22 protein-coding genes are annotated in these 23,419 nt (G+C 59.3%); 14 read left to right on the top strand and 8 right to left on the bottom strand.

The genetic code is table 11. The features are described from left to right. Complete coding sequence (locus H4P12_RS02730) at positions 1-1,788, bottom strand: bifunctional 2',3'-cyclic-nucleotide 2'-phosphodiesterase/3'-nucleotidase (protein WP_187792054.1); 1,788 nt, start codon at positions 1,786-1,788, stop codon at positions 1-3. A gap of 415 nt (positions 1,789-2,203) precedes the next feature. On the opposite strand from H4P12_RS02730, the gene H4P12_RS02735 reads away from it, so the two are divergent. After that, positions 2,204-2,656 carry an SRPBCC family protein gene (locus H4P12_RS02735; RefSeq protein ID WP_187792055.1) on the top strand — a complete coding sequence of 151 codons (453 nt, stop codon included), beginning with the start codon at positions 2,204-2,206 and terminating at the stop codon, positions 2,654-2,656. Between the two features lie 3 nt (positions 2,657-2,659). On the opposite strand, the gene H4P12_RS02740 is transcribed toward H4P12_RS02735, so the two are convergent. Next, the gene (locus H4P12_RS02740; protein ID WP_187792056.1) at positions 2,660-3,517 is read right to left on the bottom strand and encodes a prephenate dehydratase; all 858 of its coding nucleotides are present in this window, start codon (positions 3,515-3,517) and stop codon (positions 2,660-2,662) included. Between the two features lie 121 nt (positions 3,518-3,638). On the opposite strand from H4P12_RS02740, the gene H4P12_RS02745 reads away from it, so the two are divergent. The 11 genes from H4P12_RS02745 to H4P12_RS02795 all read left to right on the top strand — a co-directional run bounded on the left by H4P12_RS02745 (position 3,639) and on the right by H4P12_RS02795 (position 16,581). Then, positions 3,639-4,175, top strand: a complete 537-nt coding sequence (locus H4P12_RS02745; RefSeq protein WP_187792057.1) for a c-type cytochrome — start codon at positions 3,639-3,641, stop codon at positions 4,173-4,175. A gap of 141 nt (positions 4,176-4,316) precedes the next feature. After that, positions 4,317-6,194: an extracellular solute-binding protein gene (locus H4P12_RS02750; RefSeq protein ID WP_187792058.1), complete on the top strand. Its 1,878-nt coding sequence runs from the start codon at positions 4,317-4,319 to the stop codon at positions 6,192-6,194. 92 nt (positions 6,195-6,286) lie between these two features. Next, positions 6,287-7,372 carry a microcin C ABC transporter permease YejB gene (locus H4P12_RS02755; protein WP_187792059.1) on the top strand — a complete coding sequence of 362 codons (1,086 nt, stop codon included), beginning with the start codon at positions 6,287-6,289 and terminating at the stop codon, positions 7,370-7,372. Next, complete coding sequence (locus H4P12_RS02760) at positions 7,372-8,475, top strand: ABC transporter permease (RefSeq protein ID WP_187792060.1); 1,104 nt, start codon at positions 7,372-7,374, stop codon at positions 8,473-8,475. The genes H4P12_RS02755 and H4P12_RS02760 overlap by 1 nt, the downstream gene beginning before the upstream one ends. A gap of 83 nt (positions 8,476-8,558) precedes the next feature. Beyond that, positions 8,559-10,193: an ABC transporter ATP-binding protein gene (locus tag H4P12_RS02765; RefSeq protein WP_187792462.1), complete on the top strand. Its 1,635-nt coding sequence runs from the start codon at positions 8,559-8,561 to the stop codon at positions 10,191-10,193. Next, positions 10,190-11,413, top strand: a complete 1,224-nt coding sequence (locus tag H4P12_RS02770) for a glycosyltransferase (protein WP_187792061.1) — start codon at positions 10,190-10,192, stop codon at positions 11,411-11,413. The genes H4P12_RS02765 and H4P12_RS02770 overlap by 4 nt, the downstream gene beginning before the upstream one ends. 31 nt (positions 11,414-11,444) lie before the next feature. Further along, positions 11,445-12,890, top strand: a complete 1,446-nt coding sequence (gene cysS, locus H4P12_RS02775) for a cysteine--tRNA ligase (protein WP_187792062.1) — start codon at positions 11,445-11,447, stop codon at positions 12,888-12,890. Further along, positions 12,887-13,657 (top strand): squalene/phytoene synthase family protein, encoded by a 771-nt coding sequence (locus H4P12_RS02780; RefSeq protein ID WP_187792063.1) that lies wholly within the window; start codon positions 12,887-12,889, stop codon positions 13,655-13,657. Before cysS ends, H4P12_RS02780 begins: the two co-directional genes overlap by 4 nt. A 91-nt stretch (positions 13,658-13,748) precedes the next feature. Then, positions 13,749-14,621, top strand: a complete 873-nt coding sequence (locus H4P12_RS02785; RefSeq protein WP_187792064.1) for an ABC transporter permease — start codon at positions 13,749-13,751, stop codon at positions 14,619-14,621. Next, positions 14,618-15,439, top strand: a complete 822-nt coding sequence (locus tag H4P12_RS02790; protein WP_187792065.1) for an ABC transporter permease — start codon at positions 14,618-14,620, stop codon at positions 15,437-15,439. Before H4P12_RS02785 ends, H4P12_RS02790 begins: the two co-directional genes overlap by 4 nt. Positions 15,440-15,477: 38 nt before the next feature. Further along, positions 15,478-16,581, top strand: coding sequence for an ABC transporter ATP-binding protein (locus H4P12_RS02795; protein WP_187792463.1), 1,104 nt, complete (start codon positions 15,478-15,480; stop codon positions 16,579-16,581). Here the strand turns inward: H4P12_RS02795 and H4P12_RS02800 are convergent. The 6 genes from H4P12_RS02800 to H4P12_RS02825 all read right to left on the bottom strand — a co-directional run bounded on the left by H4P12_RS02800 (position 16,578) and on the right by H4P12_RS02825 (position 21,731). Then, positions 16,578-16,919, bottom strand: coding sequence for an MmcQ/YjbR family DNA-binding protein (locus H4P12_RS02800; protein WP_187792066.1), 342 nt, complete (start codon positions 16,917-16,919; stop codon positions 16,578-16,580). The genes H4P12_RS02795 and H4P12_RS02800 overlap by 4 nt on opposite strands. Next, positions 16,916-18,256 carry a cytochrome P450 gene (locus tag H4P12_RS02805; protein WP_187792067.1) on the bottom strand — a complete coding sequence of 447 codons (1,341 nt, stop codon included), beginning with the start codon at positions 18,254-18,256 and terminating at the stop codon, positions 16,916-16,918. Before H4P12_RS02805 ends, H4P12_RS02800 begins: the two co-directional genes overlap by 4 nt. Continuing rightward, entirely contained in the window at positions 18,253-19,449 is a 1,197-nt protein-coding gene (locus H4P12_RS02810) for an alpha/beta fold hydrolase (RefSeq protein WP_187792068.1), read from the bottom strand. Before H4P12_RS02810 ends, H4P12_RS02805 begins: the two co-directional genes overlap by 4 nt. 53 nt (positions 19,450-19,502) lie before the next feature. After that, positions 19,503-20,189, bottom strand: coding sequence for a M48 family metallopeptidase (locus tag H4P12_RS02815; RefSeq protein ID WP_187792464.1), 687 nt, complete (start codon positions 20,187-20,189; stop codon positions 19,503-19,505). A gap of 88 nt (positions 20,190-20,277) precedes the next feature. Beyond that, entirely contained in the window at positions 20,278-21,459 is a 1,182-nt protein-coding gene (locus tag H4P12_RS02820) for a vWA domain-containing protein (RefSeq protein WP_187792069.1), read from the bottom strand. After that, a complete protein-coding gene (locus H4P12_RS02825) occupies positions 21,459-21,731 on the bottom strand; it encodes a hypothetical protein (RefSeq protein WP_187792503.1) in 273 nt (90 codons plus the stop codon). The genes H4P12_RS02820 and H4P12_RS02825 overlap by 1 nt, the downstream gene beginning before the upstream one ends. Here H4P12_RS02825 and H4P12_RS02830 point away from each other — a divergent pair. Together H4P12_RS02830 and H4P12_RS02835 are read left to right on the top strand one after the other, a co-directional pair. Beyond that, positions 21,730-22,155, top strand: a complete 426-nt coding sequence (locus H4P12_RS02830; RefSeq protein WP_187792070.1) for a Fur family transcriptional regulator — start codon at positions 21,730-21,732, stop codon at positions 22,153-22,155. The two genes, H4P12_RS02825 and H4P12_RS02830, sit on opposite strands and share 2 nt — an antisense overlap. 60 nt (positions 22,156-22,215) lie before the next feature. After that, positions 22,216-23,388: an E22 family MetX-like putative esterase gene (locus H4P12_RS02835; RefSeq protein ID WP_187792071.1), complete on the top strand. Its 1,173-nt coding sequence runs from the start codon at positions 22,216-22,218 to the stop codon at positions 23,386-23,388. The last annotated feature ends 31 nt before the right edge of the window (positions 23,389-23,419 follow it).

The following is a 23,419-nucleotide window of genomic DNA, read 5'->3' on the forward strand; positions in this document are numbered from 1 at the left end:
CTAAAGGTGCAATCGAAAGCGGGCAAATCCTTCGGGGGTATGGCCTGTGAAGTCCAGCCGACGGCTTTGCGTCAAGGAAACGGCATCCAGGTGGGACAGGCTGCCAGGACCGGATTCGAACACAACCGAGGTGCCCGCCATCGCCCGGAAATGCCAATGCTGACTGGGCGCAATATTTATTCGCCGTCTGCGGCGCACATAATGGCGCAGGATATCGCGCGTCATGACATCATCTTTCAGGGCAACCTGATTGTTGCTGACCAATGGACTGAACAGCCCGCAACTTGCCAGTCGGAATGAATTTGTCGCCAGGACAAACTGGTCGCTTTCCTGCACCAGCTGATCTTGCCACATCAGATCCGTGATCCGGTTCGCATCCCGCGCGATCAACTGACCATCAGGGGCAAAGCGCGCGGGCTGAGACAAGTCTACCTGCCAGGTTACGCCATCGACCACGTCGAAATTATAGCACGGGAACGCCGGATCCATCAGTTGCGTGTCATTGCTGCCCGGCGTGACGGTCTTGAACAGGCTTACCGAACGCTCCAACCAATCCCGTAATTGCGCCCCATTGATACGTATTGCGCAAATTCGGTTCGGAAAAACGTAAAGATCGGCCAGATTGCGCAAGTTCAGCCGGCCGGCCGCAACATCGGTGTAATGGTCCGGCCCGCCACGACCTCCGGCACGAAACGGGGCCGCGGCTGACAGCAGCGGCAACCTCTCCCACGCGGTTTCGCGCAATTGGCTGCGAACATACCAGCGTTGCGCCATGTTGATCAGGCGAAGGCCCGGATCATGGCCAATCAGTGAAAAGTAACTGTTGAGCGGCGATTCCAAACGCCCGACACGGCGGCGGAGATGGCGGATGGTGTTCTGGTGCATCGCCATGACGGGGCGTTCAATGTTGCGATTGCTGGGCAATGCGGCTTCGACCTTTTCACATCGCACGTCGAAACCGCAGATTTTCCAGTTCTCATTGGCCGATCTCGCCAGTCGCAAATCAATGACACCCAGATGAGAGCCGCCAAATCCCGCCATGACTGCGGGCTTGCCGCAAAGCGTTCCCATGATCGGATCGACAAAGGTTTTTGCGGGAAAGTCAGGATGTGGAAACAATTCATGCGTATGGCCCGCAACGATCACATCAATCCCGTCGACTTCGGCAAGCGCCGTGGCCGCGTTTTCCATTTTGGGAACGGGAATGTGTGAACCAATGCCGGTATGCGCCAGCGCTACAATGATCTGCGCGCCATTGGCTTTCATATTCGGTATGATCTGACGAGCGGACTGAACAATGTCCTGACATGCGGCAAAAACAGACAGGTCGCCGTCCCATTCCGTCGTCTGCGGAGGCAGGAACCCGACCACGCCAATCTTCAGCGGCACCGTGTGACCGCTGGTGGTCGTCACCTGCCGGTGCAGGATGACATAACGTTCGAATCGTGAGCCCTTCAAAATGTTCATATTGGCGGCAAGAAAAGGAAAGTTTGCCCGAGCGGTGACGCTGCGCAGATATGGCAGGCCGAAACTGAAATCGTGATTTCCAAGCGCGGCGGCGTCATATTTCAGCGCGTTCATGGCCGCAATCGCCGGATGAAGTGACCTTGACCGCCCTTCATCCCGGGAACGCGCTGCAAAATCACCGATTGGCGTTCCTTGCAGGAAGTCTCCATTATCCAGGAGCAGGCAGTTTTTCCGTTCCCCACGTCGAATCGCGATCAGCGAGGCTGTGCGGGTCAGCCCGACCCGATCGCATGGCGCATTCGTCAGGTAATTGAAGGGCACACATTCATATGCATGTCGGTCGTTGCAAGAATACGCAGATCGACAATGTCGCTTTCTGCATTTTCCGGGGCATCTGTGCGCGATGCCGAAGCTGGGCCGTCAAGCATGATATCTCCGTCAGGCGCGGCAGACGGATGCGGATCGCGGCTCCTTCTTCGCGTATGCAAATCAGACTATTGTGTGGTAAAACTTTAAACAACCAAAGATTGAAAAGCTTGTCATTTGTTGCAGTATGATCTGAAACGAACAGAAGACAGCTTTCCAACTGACGATCCTGTGCTATTCTGAATTCATCGTAGTGAGTTGATGTGTCATGTTAAATACTTGGTTGAATTCCCGAATGCCGGTGGATTATCACGATGATCAGGCGGGGCTGAGCACTGTGCTTCCCGCTGTGTCCAGTGGTAGTCGGTTCATGAAATTCTCTACGCGCCTAGATGTTGAAGAGCCTGCAACGGTTCTTTTCGATCAGATCGGCAATGCCGAGCAGCTGGAGAAATTGCTGGTGCAACGCGGTGCCTCGGTCACGCGGATGGACCCGGCCCGTGAATCCGGAACGGCGCTTGGTTGGGTGATCGGTTTTAATTGGCGCGGTCGTCGGCGCAACCTGCGCCTGAAAGTAACCCGCTTTGATCGCCCCGAACTGATTTTGATGTCCGGGCAGGGCGACTCGTTTGACGTGGAAATAGGCATGTCTGTCGTTGCGCTCAGCAAGTCGCGATCCCGGCTGAACTTTGAAACGGATGTTCGCCCCCGGAACATGCGGGCAAGACTGCTGTTGCAGACAGCCAAGCTGGCCAAGCCGCAGCTGGATACCAAATTCGCCCGTCGCGTCGGCGAATTACTGCATCAGCTGCGCACCGTCTAGGCTTTATCCGTCCTGATCCTTCAGTTGCGTTTCCCGCAACGGATCAGCGGGATAGACGCCCAGAATGCTGAGCCGGGTCGAGAAATAGGCCAGTTCGTCCAATGCACGACGAACATTTGCATCGTCAGGGTGTCCCTGAATATCGGCATAGAACTGTGTCGCGGTGAAGACACCGTCGGCCATATAGCTTTCCAGCTTGGTCATGTTGACGCCATTGGTCGCAAAGCCGCCCATCGCCTTGTAGAGTGCGGCCGGAATGTTGCGAACGCGAAATACGAAGGTCGTTACCATCGTATTTGCGCGGCGGGAATGATCCGCTTCACGCGCCATGATCAGAAAACGGGTCGTGTTATGGGCGTGATCTTCGATATGGCGGGCAAGAATGTTCAGCCCGTGAATGTCAGCCGCAAGATCCGATGCCAGCACTCCCGAGGTCAGATCGCCGCTTTCCGCCAGCTCCGCCGCTGCACCGGCGCTGTCGGCGGCGGATTCGCCACGAATGCCATAGCGGGCCAGAAAGGCTGCGGATTGCGGCAGCAGGACCAGATGGGCGCGCACCTTCCTGATATCCTCGATCGCGACGCCGGGCATGGCCATCAGGCTGATATGCACGCGCACGAACGCCTCATCCACGATATGCAGACCGGATTCGGGCAGCAGGCGGTGAATATCCGCGACGCGTCCATAGGTAGAGTTTTCGACCGGCAACATCGCCAGATCAGCCTCTCCGCTGCTGACGGCATTGATGACGTCTTCAAAGCTGCGGCAGGGAAGCGGTTCCATGTCGGGGCGGGCGTTCCGGCAGGCCTCGTGGCTATAGGCGCCAAGTTCGCCCTGAAATGCGATGCGGTTTGTGGTCATTTCGGTCACCCGCTTTTCACTTTTTGACGGTCGAGGCGGTAACTATACCTTGATCCCGGAAAGAGAAAGCGGATAGATACCCAACGAATTGACGAGCTTACCAAAGCGGGGATTGCGCGCGATGTTCGACACCATGACCGTGACCAAAGCTGCTGGCGCAATTATCGGTGCGCTGCTGTTTTTGATGCTGGCCACCTGGGCTGCCAGTGGGCTGTATCACGTTGGTCCTGAGGGGCATGGCGGCGAGGGCGAAGAGCACGCACAGGCCTATACCATCCCGGTCGAGGAAGCCCCTGCGGCTGGTGGCGAAGCCGAAGAGCAGATCGACTTTGCCGCGCTGATGGCGCAGGCCGATCCGGCAGCGGGCGAAAAAGACTTCGGCAAATGCCGTGCCTGCCACAAGCTGGACGGCAGCGATGGCGTTGGCCCGCATCTGAACGGTATCGTCGGTCGCGATGTCGCCTCGGTCGCTGGTTTTGCCTATTCGTCGGCGATGACCGAACACGCAGCCGAGGCTCCGCAATGGACGCCCGAGGCATTGCAGGAATTTCTGGCCAACCCGAAAGCCGATGTTCCCGGCACCAAGATGACCTTTGCCGGTCTGAAAGACCCACAGGATCGCGCCGATCTGATCAGCTATCTGCAATCGCAACAGTAAGCGTAGACCGGTCCGAATGTTTACGACGGGCGCGGCGATTGCCGCGCCCGTTTTGCATTTCAGGCGCCGTTCACGAAATCGCGGCTTGAACCTGCCGGGCACGCCGTCCTAGCCTGTGGCGAAACTGACACGGAGCTTGCAATGCGTCTGATCACCCCTGTTTTTGGTTTGGTTCTTGGCTTGGGTCTTGGGTCCGCCATCGCGCAGGAACAGGCGGCGCCGAACCCGGCGGGCTCTGGTGAGGAACGCATCATCAAATCGCACGGGATCAGCCTTTTCGGCGAGCCCAAACTGCCCGCCGACTATACGCATCTGCCCTATGTCAACCCGGAGGCACCGAAGGGCGGCGAACTTTCTCAGCATGGCATCGGCAATTTCGACAGCTACAACCCCTTCACCTTTCGTGGTCGCGCGACCGCGCCCAGCATCATGATGCTGGAGCGCGTCATGGAGGACGTTTATGACGATCCCCTGTCGCAATATTGCCTGATCTGCGAGACGCTGGAGTATCCCGAAAGCCGGGATTGGGTGATTTTCAATCTGCGCCCCGAGGCGAAGTTCAGCGACGGCACCCCGCTAACCGCCGAGGACGTGAGGTTCTCGTTCGAATTGCTGCGGGATTACGGCTTTTCCTCTTATCGCCAAGCCATTCAGCAGATGGTCCAAAGTGTCGAGGTGCTGGACGATCATCGCATCAAATTCACTTTCATGCCCGATTATCCGCGTCGCGATGTGATCAGCCAGGTTGGCGGACAGATCGTCTTTTCGCGCAAGGATTTCGAAGACAATGCCCGCGATATCGAGCAGACCAGCAACAAGCCGTTTCTGGGTTCAGGCCCTTATGTCTTTGACAGCGCCGATTTCGGCAAGTCGATCACGATGAGGCGCAACCCGGACTACTGGGGAAAGGATCTGCCCATCAATCAGGGGCGCCACAACTATGACAAGCTGCGCTTTGAGTATTTCGGCGATTACGATGCCGCGTTCGAGGCGTTCAAGGCTGGCGTTTATACCTTCCGTAGTGAGCCATCGGAACAGCACTGGGCCACGCGATACGATTTTCCCGCCTTCCAAAGCGGTCAGGTCGTCAAAGAGGAAATTCCAGACGGCAATATTGCCAGCGGCGATGCCTGGGTCTTCAACCTGCGGCGCGACAAATTTCAGGACGTGCGCGTGCGCGAGGCGATCGGCCTGATGTTCAACTTCGAATGGTCCAATCAGGCGCTGTTTTACGGTATGAACAGCCGCGTCGACAGCTTCTGGCCGAACAGTGACCTGAAAGCCGTTGGCAAACCGTCAGAGGCCGAGCTGGCGTTGCTTGAACCCTTGAAGGATCAGTTGCCGCCGGGTGTTCTGACCGAAGATGCGGTTCTTCCGCCCGTTTCGGGTGATCGTCAGCTTGACCGTCGGAATCTGCGAAAAGCGGCGGCCCTCTTGGACGAGGCGGGCTGGACGACGGGCGAAGACGGTATGCGCCGCAACGCGGCCGGACAGACCCTTAAGGTGCAGTTCCTGGACTTCAACCAAAGTTTCGACCGCATTGCCAATCCGTTTATCCAGAACCTTCGTGCTCTGGGCGTGGATGCCAGCCTTGACCGCGTCGACCCATCAGAGATGGAGACGCGCAAACGCTCGCATGATTTCGATATTGTCAGGGATTCGCTTGGCAATGGTTATGCGATCGGTGGCGGCACCGCGCAGGCCTTTGGGTCCGAGGATTCCAATGATGTGTTCAACCCGATGGGATTGGCCGATCCGGCGGTGGATGCCTTAATCGAAATTGGCAGTAACGCGCAGAACGAACAGGAAAACAGGGTCGCGATCAGCGCCTTGGACCGTGTTTTGCGTGCGCTGCGCTTCTGGGTGCCGCAATGGTATCGGACCAACTACACCTTTGCCTATTACGACATGTATGAACATCCCAAGGATTTGCCCCTGCTGTCGGCCGGCGTGACAGACTTCTGGTGGGTCAACCCCGAGAAAGAGGCGGCGTTGAAGAAGGCAGGGGCCTTGCGCTAGTCAAACACCTTGCTTTTCCGGTTGGGACAGCGGACAAGGCGTCAAACTCGAACAGGGTCGCGAAGGCCCGGAATGGGCAGAGGGCAGAAGGAATGGGCGCCTATATCCTGCGGCGGTTGCTGCTGATCATTCCGACGATGATCGGGATCATGGTCGTCAATTTCACGTTGACGCAATTCGTCCCCGGTGGCCCGATCGAACAGATCGCGGCCCGGTTGCAGGGCGAAGGCGACGTGTTCCGCAATATCTCGGGCGGTGGTGGCGGCGGAGCCGAGGCCACGACCGCGGGAGCCGAGGAATATGTCGGCGCAAGGGGCCTGCCGCCCGAATTTATTGCCCAGCTTGAAAAGGAATTCGGCTTTGACAAGCCGCCGTTGCAGCGGTTTCTGACGATGATGGGCAACTATCTGAGCTTCGATTTCGGGAATAGCTGGTTTCGGTCCATCAGCGTCATGGATCTTGTGCTTGAAAAGCTGCCGGTGTCGATCACGCTGGGCCTGTGGTCCACGCTTCTGGCCTATGTGATCTCGATCCCGTTGGGTATCCGCAAGGCGGTTCGGGATGGCAGCCGGTTTGATACTTGGACCTCGGGCATTATCATCATGGCCTATGCGATCCCGGCGTTTCTGTTTGCGGTCCTGCTGATGGTGCTGTTCGCGGGCGGCAGCTATTGGCAGATTTTCCCGCTGCGGGGGCTGACCAGCGACAATTTCGCCGACCTGTCGGTCTGGGGCAAGATCAAGGATTACGCCTGGCACGCCGCGCTGCCCGTGATCGCGTCCAGCATTTCGGGCTTTGCGACGCTGACCTTGCTGACCAAGAACAGCTTTCTGGATGAGATCAACAAGCAATATGTGATGACCGCACGGGCCAAGGGTCTGACCGAACGCAAAGTGCTTTACGGTCACGTCTTCCGCAATGCCATGCTGATTGTAATTGCGGGCTTTCCGGCACTGTTTCTGGGCGTGTTCTTTGGCGCCTCAATTCTGATCGAAACGATCTTTTCGCTGGACGGGCTGGGCCGCCTTGGGTTCGAGGCTGCGGTGCAGCGCGACTATCCGGTGATTTTCGGCACGCTTTACGTCTTTGGCCTGCTGTCGCTGGTCGTCGGTATCCTGTCGGACCTGATGTATGTCTTTGTCGATCCGCGCATTGATTTTGAATCGAGGGCGGGCTGATGGCGTTGTCCGAACTGAACCGTCGCCGGTGGCGCAATTTCCGTCGCAACAAGCGGGCTTTCTGGTCTGCGATCATCTTCTCGATCCTGTTCGTGATCGCGATGTTCGCCGAAGTGGTGGCCAACGATAAGCCCATCGTCGTCAGCTATCGTGGCGAGTTATACTTCCCGGTCTATAATTTCTATCCTGAAACCGCATTCGGCGGTGATTTCAAGACCGAGGCGATCTACAAGGACGAAGCCGTCCAATGCCTGATCGTCACCGGCGGGGTGCAGGATTGCTGGGACGACCCGGAAACCCTGATCGCGGCTGTCGGCAATGGCACCAGTGATATTCCCGACGCCGATCAAGGATGGATGATCTGGCCGCCGATCCCCTATCACTACAAAACCATCAACAATGTCGGCACCGCACCCAGTGCACCCAATGGCGATCACCTGTTGGGCACGGATGATACCTCGCGCGATGTGTTGGCGCGGGTGATCTATGGCTTTCGGCTGTCGATCCTGTTCACTTTGATCGTGACGGCGGTATCATCGGTTATCGGGATCGCGGCAGGCGCCATTCAGGGCTATTTCGGGGGCCGAACGGATCTGGTGTTTCAGCGGATACTGGAAATCTGGGCGTCTACGCCGTCGCTTTACGTCATCATCATCCTGTTCGCCATTCTGGGCCGCGGGTTCTGGCTGCTGGTGGGGGTCAGCATCCTGTTCGGCTGGCCCGCGCTGGTCGGTGTGGTGCGGGCCGAATTCCTTCGGGCGCGGAATTTTGAATATGTCCGCGCGGCCCGTGCGCTTGGCGTCGGTGACCGGACCATCATGTTCCGTCACATTCTGCCCAATGCGATGGTGGCGACGCTGACCATGCTGCCCTTTGTCGTGGCGGGCACGATCAGTAGCCTGGCGGCGCTGGATTACCTGGGCTATGGCCTGCCGACCTCGGCCCCGTCGCTGGGCGAACTGGCCCTTCAGGCCAAGCAGAACCTTCAGGCACCGTGGCTGGCCTTTACCGCCTTTTTCACCTTTGCCATCATGCTGTCGCTGCTGGTCTTCATTTTCGAAGGTGTGCGCGACGCATTCGACCCGCGAAAGACGTTCAAATGAGCGGTAAGGAACAAGCCGACCTGCGCCCGACCATTCCTGCCCCCGGCGTTCCGGCGGCGGTGAACGAGGATCATGGCGGCAGCATGCCCGGACGGGAACAGGGGCGCGCAACGCCGTCGCCGGATACCGGGGCTGTGCTGGCGGTCCGTGACCTGAAAATCGGCTTCCGGCAAGAGGGACAGGTGACGCCCGCCGTCAAGGGCGTCAGCTTTCATATCGACAAGGGGGAAACGGTCGCGCTTGTGGGGGAATCGGGTTCCGGCAAGTCGGTAACGGCCTTGTCCACGGTTCAGCTGCTGGGCGATGCAGCACGTGTCGAAGGGTCGGTGAAATACCTGAACCGCGAAATGGTCGGCGCCCCGGAAAAGGTTCTGCGCGACATTCGCGGCAATGACATCAGCTTCATCTTTCAAGAGCCGATGACCTCGCTGAACCCCCTGCACACGCTGGAAAAGCAGCTTGGCGAAAGCCTTGCCCTGCATCAGGGACTGACCGGTGACAAGGCGCGGGCGCGGATCGTCGAATTGCTGACCCGCGTGGGCATCCGCGATCCTGAAACCCGACTGGCCGATTATCCGCATCAGCTTTCTGGCGGGCAGCGTCAGCGGGTGATGATCGCGATGGCGCTGGCAAACGGCCCCGATCTGCTGATCGCGGATGAACCGACAACCGCGCTGGACGTGACCATTCAGGCGCAAATCCTTGAATTGCTGGCAGAACTTAAGGCGGCTGAGGGTCTGTCGATGCTGTTCATCAGCCATGATCTGAACATCGTGCGCCGTATCGCCGACCGGGTTTGCGTGATGAAAGACGGCCAGATCGTTGAACAGGGGCCGGTCGAACAGATTTTCGCCAATCCCCAGCATGAATATACCCGAATGCTGTTGGCGGCAGAGCCGAGCGGCCTTGCTGATCCCGTGCCTGCGGATGCCGAAACCATGGTGGCCACCAAGGATCTGAAAGTCTGGTTCCCGATCAAGCGCGGGCTGATGCGCCGTGTCGTCGGGCATGTGAAAGCCGTGAATGGCGCGACGCTGTCGGTCAGGGCGGGCGAGACGCTGGGCATTGTCGGCGAATCCGGTAGTGGCAAGACGACGCTGGCCCTTGCGATCATGCGGTTGATACAAAGCGATGGCCCGATTTTGTTTCTGGGTCAGGATATTGCGGGTTGGACCTCGAAAAAACTTCGGCATTTGCGGCGCGATATGCAGATCGTGTTTCAGGACCCCTTTGGCAGTTTGTCGCCGCGCATGACGGTGGAACAGATCATCGCCGAAGGTCTGGGCGTTCACGGCATTGACAAGGGGCAGGACCGGCGCAAACTGGTGGCCGAAATCATGGCCGAGGTCGGGCTGAAACCGGAAACCATGCATCGCTATCCCCATGAATTCAGCGGCGGTCAGCGTCAGCGGATCGCCATTGCCCGCGCCATGATCCTGCGTCCAAAGGTGGTGGTGCTGGACGAACCGACCTCGGCCCTTGATATGACGGTGCAGGTGCAGATCGTGGATCTGTTGCGTCGCTTGCAGCAGAAATACGGGCTTGCCTTTCTGTTCATCAGCCACGATCTGCGCGTGGTCCGCGCCATGTCGCACAAGATCATGGTCATGCGCGCGGGCGAGGTGATCGAACAGGGCACGACCGCCGAAATATTTGATAGTCCAAAAGATCTCTATACACGCGCATTGCTGAATGCCGCATTTGCCGGTGCCGAATGAAAATCCTGTTCATCCACCAAAACTTTCCCGGACAATTTCCCCATTTGTCAAAAGCACTGGTCGAACGTGGGCATCAGGTTCTGGCGCTGACCGATGAAAGGAACCAGCGGCCCAGCCCGGTCGAAACGGTTCGTTATAAATCGCCGGACAAGGTCAAAACGGATGGCGCCTTGGGCCGCACCTATTCCGATTTCATGGAGCGTGCGCATCTGGCTGCACGCGGTGCGCGGGCGCTGCGCGACCGGCATGGTTATGCCCCCGATGTCATCCTTGGCCATTCCGGCTGGGGGGAAACGCTGCTGATGAAGGAAATCTGGCCCGACGCGAAATTGCTGGTTTATGCCGAGCTGATGTATCGCACGCGTGGGCAAGATGTCGGCTTTGACACAGAATTTCAGCCGACCACCGATGAAGGCCGCTTCATGACAGTGGCACGTTCGGCGCATCTGATTCAGGGCATCGTTCAGGCGGATGCAGCAATCGCGCCAACGCGTTATCAGGCGGACAGTTTTCCGCCCGAACTGCGGCAGAAGATTACCGTGATCCATGACGGGATTGATACGGACAGGGTTTGTCCCAATCCACAGGCCAGTCTGACGTTGCCAAACGGACGGGTATTGCGCACGGGGGATGAGGTTCTCAGCTACGTGTCGCGGTCACTGGAACCCTATCGCGGCTTTCACATTTGCATGCGTGCATTGCCCAGCGTTCTGGCCCAGCGGCCAAATGCGCAAATCGTGCTCGTGGGGGCCGAAGGGGTCAGCTATGGCGGTGGGCCCCGCGACGCAGACAGCTGGAAACAGAAAATGCTGGCCGAACTTGGCGACAAGATCGACGCCAACCGCGTGCATTTTCTGGGTCGTGTCGCCTACAACGACTATCTGTCCCTGATGCAATTGACGCGGGTGCATTGCTATCTGACCTATCCCTTCGTTCTCAGCTGGTCCCTGACCGAAGCCCTGGCGACGGGGGGCTATGTCGTCGCATCGGATACGGCACCGGTGCAGGAACTGATCCGCGATGGGCAGAATGGCCGTCTGGTGCCGTTTTTTGATGTGCCCGCGCTTTCTGCGGCGCTGGTCAAGGGGCTGGCGGGCGACCCCGATGCGCCGCGCCTGAAAGAGGCTGCGCGCCAGACGATCCTGAACGGCTATGACCTGCAACGCCAAAGTCTGCCGAAGCAGATCGAGTGGCTGGAATCGCGGGCGTCGATGCGCTAAACCACGGCGTTGTTTTATGATGAGGCCCATCATGGTCGATATTCGGCTGACCAATACCCGCACCCGCAAGAAAGAGGCGTTCACGCCCATCGACGCGCATGACGTGCGGATGTATCTGTGCGGACCGACCGTCTATGACCGCGCCCATCTGGGCAACGCGCGTCCGGTGCTGGTGTTCGATGTGCTGCTGCGTTTGCTGAACCACGTCTATGGCGCGGATCATGTGACCTATGTGCGGAATTTCACCGATGTCGACGACAAGATCAACGCCGAGGCGCAGCGCCGCAAAGCGGCTGGCAGCGATTTGTCGCTGGAAGACCTGATCGTCGAACGCACCGATGAAACCATCGCCTGGTATCACGCCGACATGGACGCGCTTGGTGCGGCCCGCCCGCATCATGAACCACGCGCAACCGAATATATCGCCCAGATGATCGCCATGATCGAAACGCTGATTGCCAATGGCAATGCCTATGCCGCCGACGGGCATGTGCTGTTCGACGTGCGATCCTTCCCCGAATACGGGCGCCTGTCGGGACGTTCTGTCGATGACATGATCGCGGGGGCGCGGGTCGAGGTTGCACCCTTCAAGCGCGACCCGATGGATTTCGTGCTGTGGAAACCCTCGGACGCGGATCTGCCCGGTTGGGACAGCCCGTGGGGCCGGGGTCGGCCGGGATGGCATATCGAATGCTCGGCCATGTCCGAAGCGTTGCTGGGGCAATCCTTTGACATTCATGGCGGCGGGATTGATCTGCAATTTCCGCATCATGAAAATGAGGTGGCGCAAAGCTGCTGCGCCCACCCGAAGGCGGAATTTGCCCGCGTCTGGCTGCACAATGAAATGCTGCAGGTCGAAGGCAAGAAGATGTCCAAATCGCTGGGCAATTTCTTTACCGTCCGCGACCTGCTGGACGGCGGCAATCCGGGCGAGGTGATCCGCTTTGTCATGCTGTCCACGCATTATCGCAAGCCGATGGACTGGACGCAGGCCAAGGCCGATGAGGCCCGCGATATCATGTGGGAATGGCGCAAGCTGACGCGCGATGTGCAGCCCGCGGCGCAGCCCGATCCGCGCGTGGTAGAAGCGATTGCCAATGACCTGAACACGCCGGGCGCGATTGCCGTGCTGCACGGGTTGCGCGACGATCCGGCATTGCTGCTGGCCTCGGCCCGGTTCCTGGGGCTGCTGCAACAGGGCGATGGCGATTGGATGAATGCCGACCTGCAGGTGCTGGACAGTCTGGCAGAATATCGGGGCATCGATGATGTGCTTGCGCAGATCGAAGCCCGCTTTGACGATATCCGGGCCGAAGCCATGCAATCCAAGGATTTCAGCCGCGTGGATTACCTGAAATCCGCCCTGACCGATGCCGGGTTGGAGGTGCGGATGTCCAAGGCCCGAGTCGAGCTGATCCTGCGTCCGGGCACCAATCAGCACCGGGTCGTCGGTATCGCCGACGAACTGGCCTCGTGACGCTTGAAACCTGCATCGAAGCGGTCAGGACACAAGATCCTGATCGCTTTGGCGCCGTTCTGATCGCCCCGCCGTCGGATCGGCCTGCACTGATTACGCTTTACGCGCTGAACCTTGAAATCGCGCGGGCGCCGTTTCAGTCAAACGAACCCATGTTGGCCGAAATGCGCCTGCAATGGTGGGTGGACCGGCTGGCCGAAATGGGGCAGGGCGTGGCGCCGCCGCTGCATGATGTGCTGACACCGTTATGGGACGCCTGGGGACAAAATGCCGGGTCTTTGGTCGAGCTGGCCGAGGCACGGCGGCGTGACTGCGCACGCGAACCCTTTGCCGATCCGCAGGCGGTCGTCGACTATATCGATGCCACGGCGGGGCTGCTGATGTGGCTGGCCGCGCAACGTTTGGGCGCGCCGATGAACAGCCATTCCGTCGTGGCAGAGCAGGGGCGCGGCGCCGGCATTGCCAAGTGGTTGCGTGCTTTGCCCCAATTGCAGGCCATTGGCATTGGCATGGCCCTGTCCAGACCCGAAGATGCGGCCAAACTGGCAAAACTTGCACAAGAGGCGTTGGAATATGCAGCCGGCCAGCGCAAGCTGCTGCCAAAACGTGCAGCCGCAGCATTATATCCCGGCCCGCGCGTGGCCCCGTTTCTGGCTCAGGTCGCCGCTGGCAAAATCGATCCTTTCAAGGAAACCCCGGCAATCACACCGTTTCAGCGTCGCGCGTCATTCGCCCGACTGGCGATGACCAACCGTTGGTGGCGCTAGGCCGGGGCCGAAACCCTCTTCCCCTTGGGGCGATCCTATGAAAATTATAAGAAGAACAGCCGGGATCAACCGGGTAGCAGGGTAGGTGGCGATGGCCAAAGCCAGTTGGGACAAGGAAGCGCGACAGGGGCTGACCCTGATTTCGCCCCCCTTCATATATGCGTTGCTGGTATTGGCCGCGCCGATCCTGACGATCCTGACCTACAGCTTTCTGACTGACGGCTATCTGACCGTCGTGCGGGATTTCACGTGGGATAATTATATCTACGCGTGGACCGACCCGATCGTGCGGATGGTGATGCTGCGGTCGCTGGCTGTATCGGCGCTGGTGACACTCGTAACGGTCGCGCTGGCCTTTCCGGTTGCTTATTACGTCAGCTTCATGGTTCGGCCGGAACGCAAGTCCATGTGGCTGTTTCTGATCACGATTCCCTTCTGGACCAGCTATCTGATCCGGGTGTTTCTGTGGAAGGTGATCCTTGGCTATAACGGAGTCATCAACTCGTCCCTGACCGGGCTTGGCATTATCGATGAGCCGCTGACCTTCATCCTGTATAATGTGAATTCCATCGTTCTGACGCTGGCGCATGCCTATGCGCCCTTTGCGATCCTGCCGATCTTCATTGCGCTGGAAAAGATCGACCGCTCGCTGTTGGAAGCGGGGCGTGATCTGGGCGAAAGCAAGGCGATGACCTTCTGGCGGGTGACGCTGCCACTGGCGATGCCGGGGGTGATCGCGGCCACGATGATCGTGTTCATCCCGACCATCGGCGATTATGTCACGCCCGAACTGATCGGTGGCGGCAAGATCCCGATGATCGCGAACCTGATTCAGGTGCAGATGCTGGCGCTGGATGACCGGCCCAAAGGTTCGGCCCTGGCGGTCAGTGCCATGCTGATCGTTGCGGTCGTTTGTCTGATCTTCCTGTTCCTGAATCGGCGTTTCCTGAAGGTGCGGCAATGAGCAAGCGTCGTTTCGAAGGCAGCGGGCTGCGCATCTATACGGTGCTTTATCTGCTGTTTCTGTATGCGCCGATCATCCTGTTGCCGCTGTTCGCCTTTAATTCCGGCACCATTATCGCCTTCCCGCTGGAAGGTTTCACGATGAAATGGTTCGATCTGATGATCGGCAATGCCACGCTGCGGCAGGCGCTGTTCAATTCGCTGACCATTGCGGTGTCGGCCTCGATCCTTGCGACCTGCCTTGGTATCTTTGCGGCCCGTGCCTCGACCAGATTCGAATTTCCGGGCAAGGCGGGGATCATGGGCTTCATCATGCTGCCCATGGTGCTGCCCGAAATCATCGTCGCGATGTCGTTGCTGGTCGTGCTGCTGGGCATGGGGGTGCAGCTGTCCATCCTGACCGTGATCGTCGGTCACACGCTGATGTGCATGCCCTATGCCATCGCGGTGCTGTCCACGGCCTTCGGCACGCTGGATAAATCGCTGGAAGAGGCGGCCTATGACCTTGGCGAAACGAAGTGGAGCGCATTCCGGCTGGTCACGCTGCCGCTGGTCATGCCGGGGATCATTTCCTCGTTGTTGATTTCCTTCACCATCAGCCTGGATGAATTCATCATCGCCTTCTTTCTGGCGGGCAACCAGCCAACCTTGCCGACCTATATCTTCAGCCAGCTTCGTTTCCCCAAGGCGATCCCGATGATCATGGCCTTGGGCACGGTGCTGGTTGCGCTGTCCATCATCCTCTTGGCATTGGGCGAATACTTCCGCCGCCGCGGTAACGCGCGGATCGGTGCCAAACCTACCGGGGGCTTCCTGTGAGCGATAACCGTTACGACCGGCTGGAAGCCGCAAAACCGATGATCGAATGTCGCGAGGTTCACAAATACTACGGCGATTATCACGCGCTGCGCGGCATCGATCTGACCATCCGCGCGGGCGAGTTCTTTTCGCTGCTTGGACCGTCAGGCTGTGGCAAGACGACGCTTTTGCGAACCATTGCCGGGTTTGAAGACATTGATTCCGGTGTCGTTCTGATCGACGGCAAGCATATGGAGGATGTGCCCGCAAACAAGCGTCCGACCAATATGGTGTTTCAGTCCTACGCGATTTTTCCCCATCTGACGGTGGCGGAAAACGTGGCCTTCGGTCTGCGCCGCGATCCGCGCACCAAGGCTGAAAAGGCACAATTGGTCGAAGAAGCTTTGGCGATGGTGGGTCTGAAAGGCTATGGTGCGCGCGCGGCGCATGCGCTGTCGGGCGGTCAGCGTCAGCGTGTCGCACTGGCCCGCGCGCTGATCCTGAAGCCCAAGGTCTTGTTGCTGGATGAGCCGCTTTCCGCACTGGATCGCAAGATGCGCGAACAGATGCAGGTCGAACTGATCAAGCTGCAACGACAGGTCGGCATCACCTTTGTTCTGGTCACCCACGATCAGGAGGAAGCACTGGTCATGTCCGACCGGATTGCCGTGATGTTCGAAGGGCAGATCGCCCAACTGGACGGCCCCGAGGCGCTGTATGCCCGCCCGGCGACCCGTCGCGTGGCGAATTTCATCGGGGTGATGAACTTTCTGCCCGCGAATGTGGTCTCGGAAACCGATGGTGTGGTTACGGTCGAGGTTCCGGGCCTTGGCATGGTTGAATTGCCGGAAAAACAGATCAGCCGCGCGAACCCCGATGATGACGGGCCGACCATCGGCTTTCGTCCCGAAACCATGACCATCGTTCCGGCGAACCAGACCCACACTCAGCCGCGCGAAACAAATGCGACGATTGATGAGGTCGTCTATTATGGCGACATGACCTATTACGATCTTCGCCTTGAAGGGGCCGAGGGGCCGAACGGTCAAAAAGCCAGGCCGGTGCGGATTTCCATGCGCAATGTCTTTGGTCGCGATGTGCCAGAGGTCGGAACCCGCGTGCGTGTGGCATGGTCGCCGGGGTCGCTGGTCCTGTTTCGCTAATAATCGCCCAGTGTTGCCTGAACTTTTTTCGGTAACGCATTGCGAATGATGCTGTAGCTGGCCCTGATGCGGCGCCGCAATTCGCCTTGGTCCGTATCCAGCGGCAGCGCGACCCAGGACCGGTGCAGATAGGCGGCGCGTTGCCCGACGCCCGCGTCGATCAGCATTTCTGCGGTTTCGATGCTGTCGGTCTTGACCGAGACTGCTGGCGTCATGGCACCAATCACCGCGAACATCTTGCCGCCAACCTTCCAGCAATCATGGCCACCGCCCCAAGGATCGCTGACCGTGGCCCCGGGCAATGCGGCGCAGATGCTGTTGACGATGTCGCGGCTCACCCGGGTCTCCGGCGTTCAAGGTGGATCAGGATGCCGTCGCGGCCGCGAACTGTCAACCTTGCGACGGGCACGGGCGCGGTATCGGCCGGCGACAGGTGGAAGGCGCGTGTGATACGGGACAGCATGATCACGCCTTCCATCATCGCGAAACCTGCGCCCGGGCAGACGCGTTGGCCCGCCGAAAACAGGATGAACGCGTCGCGGGCGCTGGCTCTGCCCTCGGGCGTGTCCCAACGACCGGGATCAAATTCGTCCGGGCGGTCCCACATGCGTTGATGGCGGTGCAAATGCCATGGCGACAGGATCAGTTGTGCAGCCCTTGGCACCTCGCGGCTGCGGAAATTTTCCCGCTGCGTGGCTTCGCGCACCATCATCGGGACGGGAGGATAAAGGCGCAGGCTTTCGCGATAGACGGCGCGGGTCGCCCGTAACTGGGCAAGCGAAGCCATATCCGAGAAAGCCCGGGCCTCGGTTGCGACGCGATCCTGCCATTCAGGGCTGTTGGCCAGCAGCCACAAGGCCCATGATATCGACGCCGCGCTGGTTTCATGTCCGGCAAGAAAGAAAATGGCGATCTGATCGACCATTTCCTGCGGCGTGAAGATGCGCCCGGTTTCGGGATCCGGCGTCGTCATCAGGCGCGTGGCCAGATCGTCGGGCGCGGTTCCATTGCTGATTGCAACCATGCGCCCCTGAACCAGTGTCGTGATCAGGCCCCGGATTTCCGCCGCAGTCCGTCGCGTCCGGGCCGAATGCCAGCGTGGAAACCAGTCGGGCAGTCTGATGATCGCGGCCAGATTCACAATCGGCTGGGCGTCCTGATGATCATGGAACGCCTGATAGATGCGCGATGCCAGTTCATGTTCGATGGGCAGGGAAAACATGGCCCGGAAAATGGCATCGGCTGCGCCAAGGCTGGCAAACGGTTCAATGTCGATCTGACCTTCGGGCAGTTGATCGCTCAGTGCCCCGGCGGCGGCGTCTATGGCGGCAAAAACCTCTCGCAGACGGCCTCCTTCAAAGGCGGGGTCAATGATGCGGCGTTGAAAGGCCCATTCGGGACCATTGCTGACAAAGACCGAATTGCCCAACAGCGGCGCCAAGCCTTCGCGCAGCCTGCCCGATTTGGGAAAATCGCCAGGACGCTCCTTCAGGATCAGACGGATCAACGCGGGATCGTTGCAGACAAAGCTGTGGATCAGCGGATTGCGATATTCGGCCATCCATGCGCGGTAAAGACGCTCTGCCAAAGCCGAAAGCAGATCACGACGAAAGCCGCGGATGAAACGCCAAAGGGTGCTGCGTCCTTCGCTGGTTTCGGGGCGTGGCGGGATCATGGCAGCCCCGGTCCGGCGGGCGTGGTGATACGGCCCGGCGAAGGGCTGCGCCCCGCAAAGCGTTGTGAAAGCGAAAGTGGTCCTGCGGTGATTGCAAAATAGTCGTAATCACGCGGGCGCTCGAACGCGCAAAGATACTGAAAATGCAGTTTGAACCAATGCCCGCGCAGGGCATACTGCTGCTTGGCGGAGAGCGTTTGCCGATAGGCGGCCGAAATCACCAGCGGCCAGCGCTGATCCGGGCCTGCCACGCCCGTGACGGCGACCGGATCGCACAACGCGAAGCTGCAGGCATCGCCGGGGGCCGTCACATCCAGCCAGAAGATTTCGTCGCGTGTGGACAGCCACGCCAGATCCGCCCGCAGGCGCTGTGCCCCTGGCAGGAATGATGCCATCGGCACCACGTGGCCAAGCGTCAGCAGTGACAGGGCGGGTGCATTCGCGGGCATCCTGATCTGACGCAAATAATCGGCCAGCACCGAAACAGCCAGATAAGCGCCCGAAGAGTGACCGACCAGCAGCACCTCATCCACATCCTTTTGCGCCATCACCTGCGACAGGCGTTCGGCGAATTCGCCGATCCGCTGTTCCAGTTCCGGCGGATAGGCCCCGTTCAGTTTCGCTGTGAAGGCATAGTCATGCATCAGGTAATAGGCATAGATGCGATGATCCTGCGATTTGAACAGCCGCAGCGTGGCACCGAACACCGCCACGGCAATCAGCCAGCCCGGCCATGACAGGCCGGTCAGCCGGGTGGCGGCGCAGCCGATCAGCCAGCCCAGCAGAACCCCTGCGATCAATTGCAGGATCAGCACGACAATCGGATACAGCGCCGCCAGAACCGGCCCGCGCCGCAGCCGCATCAGCCGCAACAGGGCGCCCGATCCGATATAGGCCCATGCGGTGTGCAGCAGTTGACGATAGGTGCCGACGATGCCCGTTGTCATGGATTGCTGAACAAGATCAGCCCATAACAAGACCTCGAACGCCGTGTTGGCGTCACCCTGCGAAAAGCTGCCAGCGGCGGTCCAACCAAAGCCAGTCTGTCCGCCGCGACCTGTCATTGTCATCGAATAGCCGGAAATTTGCGCCTGCTTCACGGACTCGCGCCGAAACAACTCGCGATAGCGTCGCGGGGGAAAGGGGTCGAAACCCGGAATATACAGAACGATGCGGCGGAATGGGCGCGTCATAGGGGATGGCTAACCCAATTGCATCAAGAAATCGCGCATGGCAGGTCGCGACATCAAGGGGTTTGCCAACGCCGTTCATGCGCCTCGATCGCGGCGATCCGCTGGGCGGCGGGGGGATGGGACATGAACCATGCCGGTGTCGATCCGCGTCGCCCGCCGGTCAGCTTTTCAAGTTTGCGGAACAGGGATTTTTGCGGCTCTGTCCCCAAGCCCGCTTTCACCATCAGGGCGCTTGCGAAAAGATCGGCTTCGAATTCGTCCTGTCGCGACAGCCGGGCGGAAACGGTGGTGGCGACGGCGCTTGCAATCCATCCACCGACGCCCGGAATGATCCGGCCAAGAATGCCCGCCAAGGCAATCCGGATCGCGTTATGCCCGGCAAAGTCGATCATCCGGCGGCGCGAATGACCATGCGCGACATGACCCAATTCATGGGCGATCACGCTGGCAAGTTCTTCTGGTGTGACATCGCCCGCATCCAGTTTGCGCAGAAAGCCACGGGTCAGGAAAATGCGGCCATCGGGGGCGGCCAGACCGTTGACCGGCTCGATCTCGTAGACATGGGCCTGCACTGGCGGCAGGTCCATCGCCCGTCCAAGCTGGTTCAGCATTGGCGTCAGGCGGGGATGCTGCAGCGGCGTCGATTTTTCGGACAGTTCTTTCTTCAGCCTCCATGCGGAAAAGAACCACATGATGGCCATATATGCGAACAAAAGCAGAAGCGGCGTGAATTTCAGCATGAGGCCAATCTGGGCAAGGTTGCTGCGCACGTCAATCGCCTGCGCGAAGACCGTGGCGGGAAGGCTGGTTAAGGTTGCGGTGTTCAGGTCACCCCAAAACCCGCATCGCCTGCGTCAGCCCGTGCAGCGTCAGCGGCATCATCCGATTTTCAAAAATCTGGCCGACCATGCCAATGGACTGGGTATAGCGCCAATGGCCTTCAGGCACCGGGTTCAGCCAAACATGATCCGGCCAGGTTTCGCATGCGCGGCGCAGCCAGATTTCGCCCGATTCCGGGTTCCAGTGTTCGTTTGCACCGCCCGGCACCGCGATCTCATAAGGTGACATCGAGGCGTCACCCACGAAGATGCATTTATAATCACGGCCATAACGGTGCAGAATATCCCATGTCGCAATCTGTTCGGTCCAGCGGCGGTGATTATTGGTCCAGACGCCTTCGTAAAGGCAATTGTGGAAGTAGAAATGTTCCATGTGCTTGAATTCGGCACGCGTTGCCGAAAACAGCTCATCGACGATGCGGATATGATCATCCATGCTGCCGCCGACATCCAAAAACAGCAGCACCTTGACAGCATTGCGACGCTCGGGCCGTGTTTTCACGTCGATATAGCCGTGATCGGCCGTGGCGCGGATGGTGGCGGGCAGGTCTAGTTCATCCGCAGCGCCATGGCGCGCCCATTGGCGCAGACGTTTCAAAGCGACCTTGATGTTGCGGGTGCCCAATTCAACGCTGTCGTCAAAGTCGCGAAACTCTCGTTTATCCCAGACCTTGACGGCCTTGCGATGGCGGCTTTCATGCTGACCGATGCGCACGCCTTCGGGGTTATAGCCATAGGCACCAAAAGGGCTGGTGCCCGCCGTGCCGATCCATTTGTTGCCGCCTTGATGGCGGCCCTGCTGTTCGGCCAGGCGTTCGCGCAGCTTTTGCATCAGCGCCTCAAGGCTGCCGCTGCCTGCGATCTGGGCTTTCTCCTCATCCGTCAGCAGCTTTTCGGCCAGCTTTTCCAACCATTCGCGGGGAATGGCCTGTTCCGTCACCAAAGCCTCGACCGGGATTTGTTCGACGCCTGCGAAGCTTTCCGAAAAGGCGCGGTCAAAGCGGTCGATATGGCGTTCGTCCTTGACCAGGACCAGCCGCGCAAGGTGATAGAAGCCATCCACCGACCAATCGGCGACGCCGGCGTGCAGCCCGCCCATCAGGTCCAGCCATTCCCGTAATGACACCGGCACCCCTTGCCGGCGCAGGCTGTCCAGGAATGGAATGAACATCAGATCATCCGATCAATGATGACGGTTGCAAGCAGGCCGACGATAGCAAAGGCCAGCGCGAAGGCGATAGCATATTGTGCCTTGTCGCGCGTATTTCCACCCACCTGACCGGCCCTGCGCCAACCCAGAAATGCGCCGATGACGACTGCTGCAATAAGGATCATCTGTGCCTTCCGGGTTATCTTTTCCTGCAGCAGCAGATAGACGCTGACGCGCGTCCGCGCAACCATGTGCAGTTGCAACTGGCCGTATGATGGGGCATCAGAAGGCATGAGCGAAAAGCGTGCCAAAGAACTGGAAAATGCGTTGCGGTCGGCGGGTGTGCGGCTGACACGGCAGCGTGCGGCCTTGTTGCGCGTGATCGCAGCCAGCGACGACCACCCCGATGCCGCCGAATTGCATGCACGGGCCGAGGCTGTGGGCGCGGGTGTTTCCCTCGCCACCGTCTATCGCACGCTGACGACGCTTCAGGCGCAGGGCGTGATTGAAAAGCTGGAATTTCAGGGCGAGCCGGCCCGGTGGGAAGCGGCCGATCAGAAACACCATGACCACATGATCGACATTGATACCGGCGCGGTGATGGAATTCACCAACGAACGGATCGAGCGATTGCAGGCCGAAATCGCGGCCGAGATGGGCTATGAGATCGTTCATCATCGGCTGGAACTTTACGTTCGCCGCCGTCGCCGGGATTAGCGGCTGGACAACCGGGTCGTGGCCCCGTTTCATAGCCCTGCATGAAATGGGAGGAAACGCATGCGCCTGACCCTATGTGCCGCATTGTTGCTGGCCAGTCCCGCATTCGCCTATGAGCCTTTGGTGGAAAAACAGGAATTTACGCTGAATGACTTTGTCACACGCGGCGGTGAGACCATTCCCGAAATGCGGCTTGGCTATGAAACCTATGGCACGCTGAACGAGGCCAAGGATAACGCCATCCTGATCCCGCATTTCTTCAGCGGAAACAGCCATGCCGCCGGGAAATATGCCGAAGATGATGCCGCCCCGGGGTATTGGGACGCCATCATCGGATCGGGCAAGGCGATTGATACCGATAAATGGTTCGTGGTCTCGGTCGACAGCCCGGTCAATCTGGGGGCCAACGATCCCAATGTCATCACGACGGGACCGGCCAGTATCAATCCCGCGACGAACGAGCCGTGGGGGATGGATTTCCCGATTCTGACCATTGGCGATTTCGTGGACACACAGAAAGGGTTGATGGACCAGTTGGGCATTCCGAAATGGCATGCGGTCATGGGCGCGTCCATGGGCGGCTTGCAAAGCTATGAATGGGCGGCACGGTATCCTGACAAGTTGGAACGCGTGATCCCGGTGATTTCATCCGGCTGGGCGGATGCCGATCTGATTGCATGGCTGGATGTCTGGGCTTCGCCCATCCGGCTGGACCCGAATTGGAACGGCGGCGACTATTACGGCGGCGAGGCCCCGAATGCAGGATTGGCTCAGGCATTGAAGATTGTGACGCTGCACGCAAATTCCGCCGAATGGGCCAACAGCAAATTCGGTCGCAACTGGGCCAGCGAGGGCGCTGATCCGGGCAAGGACTGGGCGAATGATTATCTGGTTGTCGAGACGCTGAACGCAGCCGGAGCCACGCGCGCGGCGACATCGGATGCGAACCATTTCCTGTATCTGGTCCGCGCAAATCAGCAATTTGTCGCGGGCCATCCCGACGGCAATATCTATCAGGGCCTGCTGGATATCGACGTGCCGGTGATGCTGATCCACACCGACGAAGATCTGGTTTTCCCCGGCAATGCCGTGCGTGACACCGCAGCGATCATCAAATCCGACGGAACGCCCGTCGAGATTGTTGAGCTGGAAGGGATCAACGGCCATCTGGATGGTGTCTTGAACATGTCGCAGGCTGCCGGTCCGATCAAAGCCTTTCTGGAAGCAGAGTAGAACTGATGGCGGGGCATGATCCCCGCCAGAC

This window comes from Paracoccus amoyensis (genome assembly GCF_014490725.1).
Taxonomy (GTDB): Bacteria; Pseudomonadota; Alphaproteobacteria; order Rhodobacterales; family Rhodobacteraceae; genus Paracoccus; species Paracoccus amoyensis.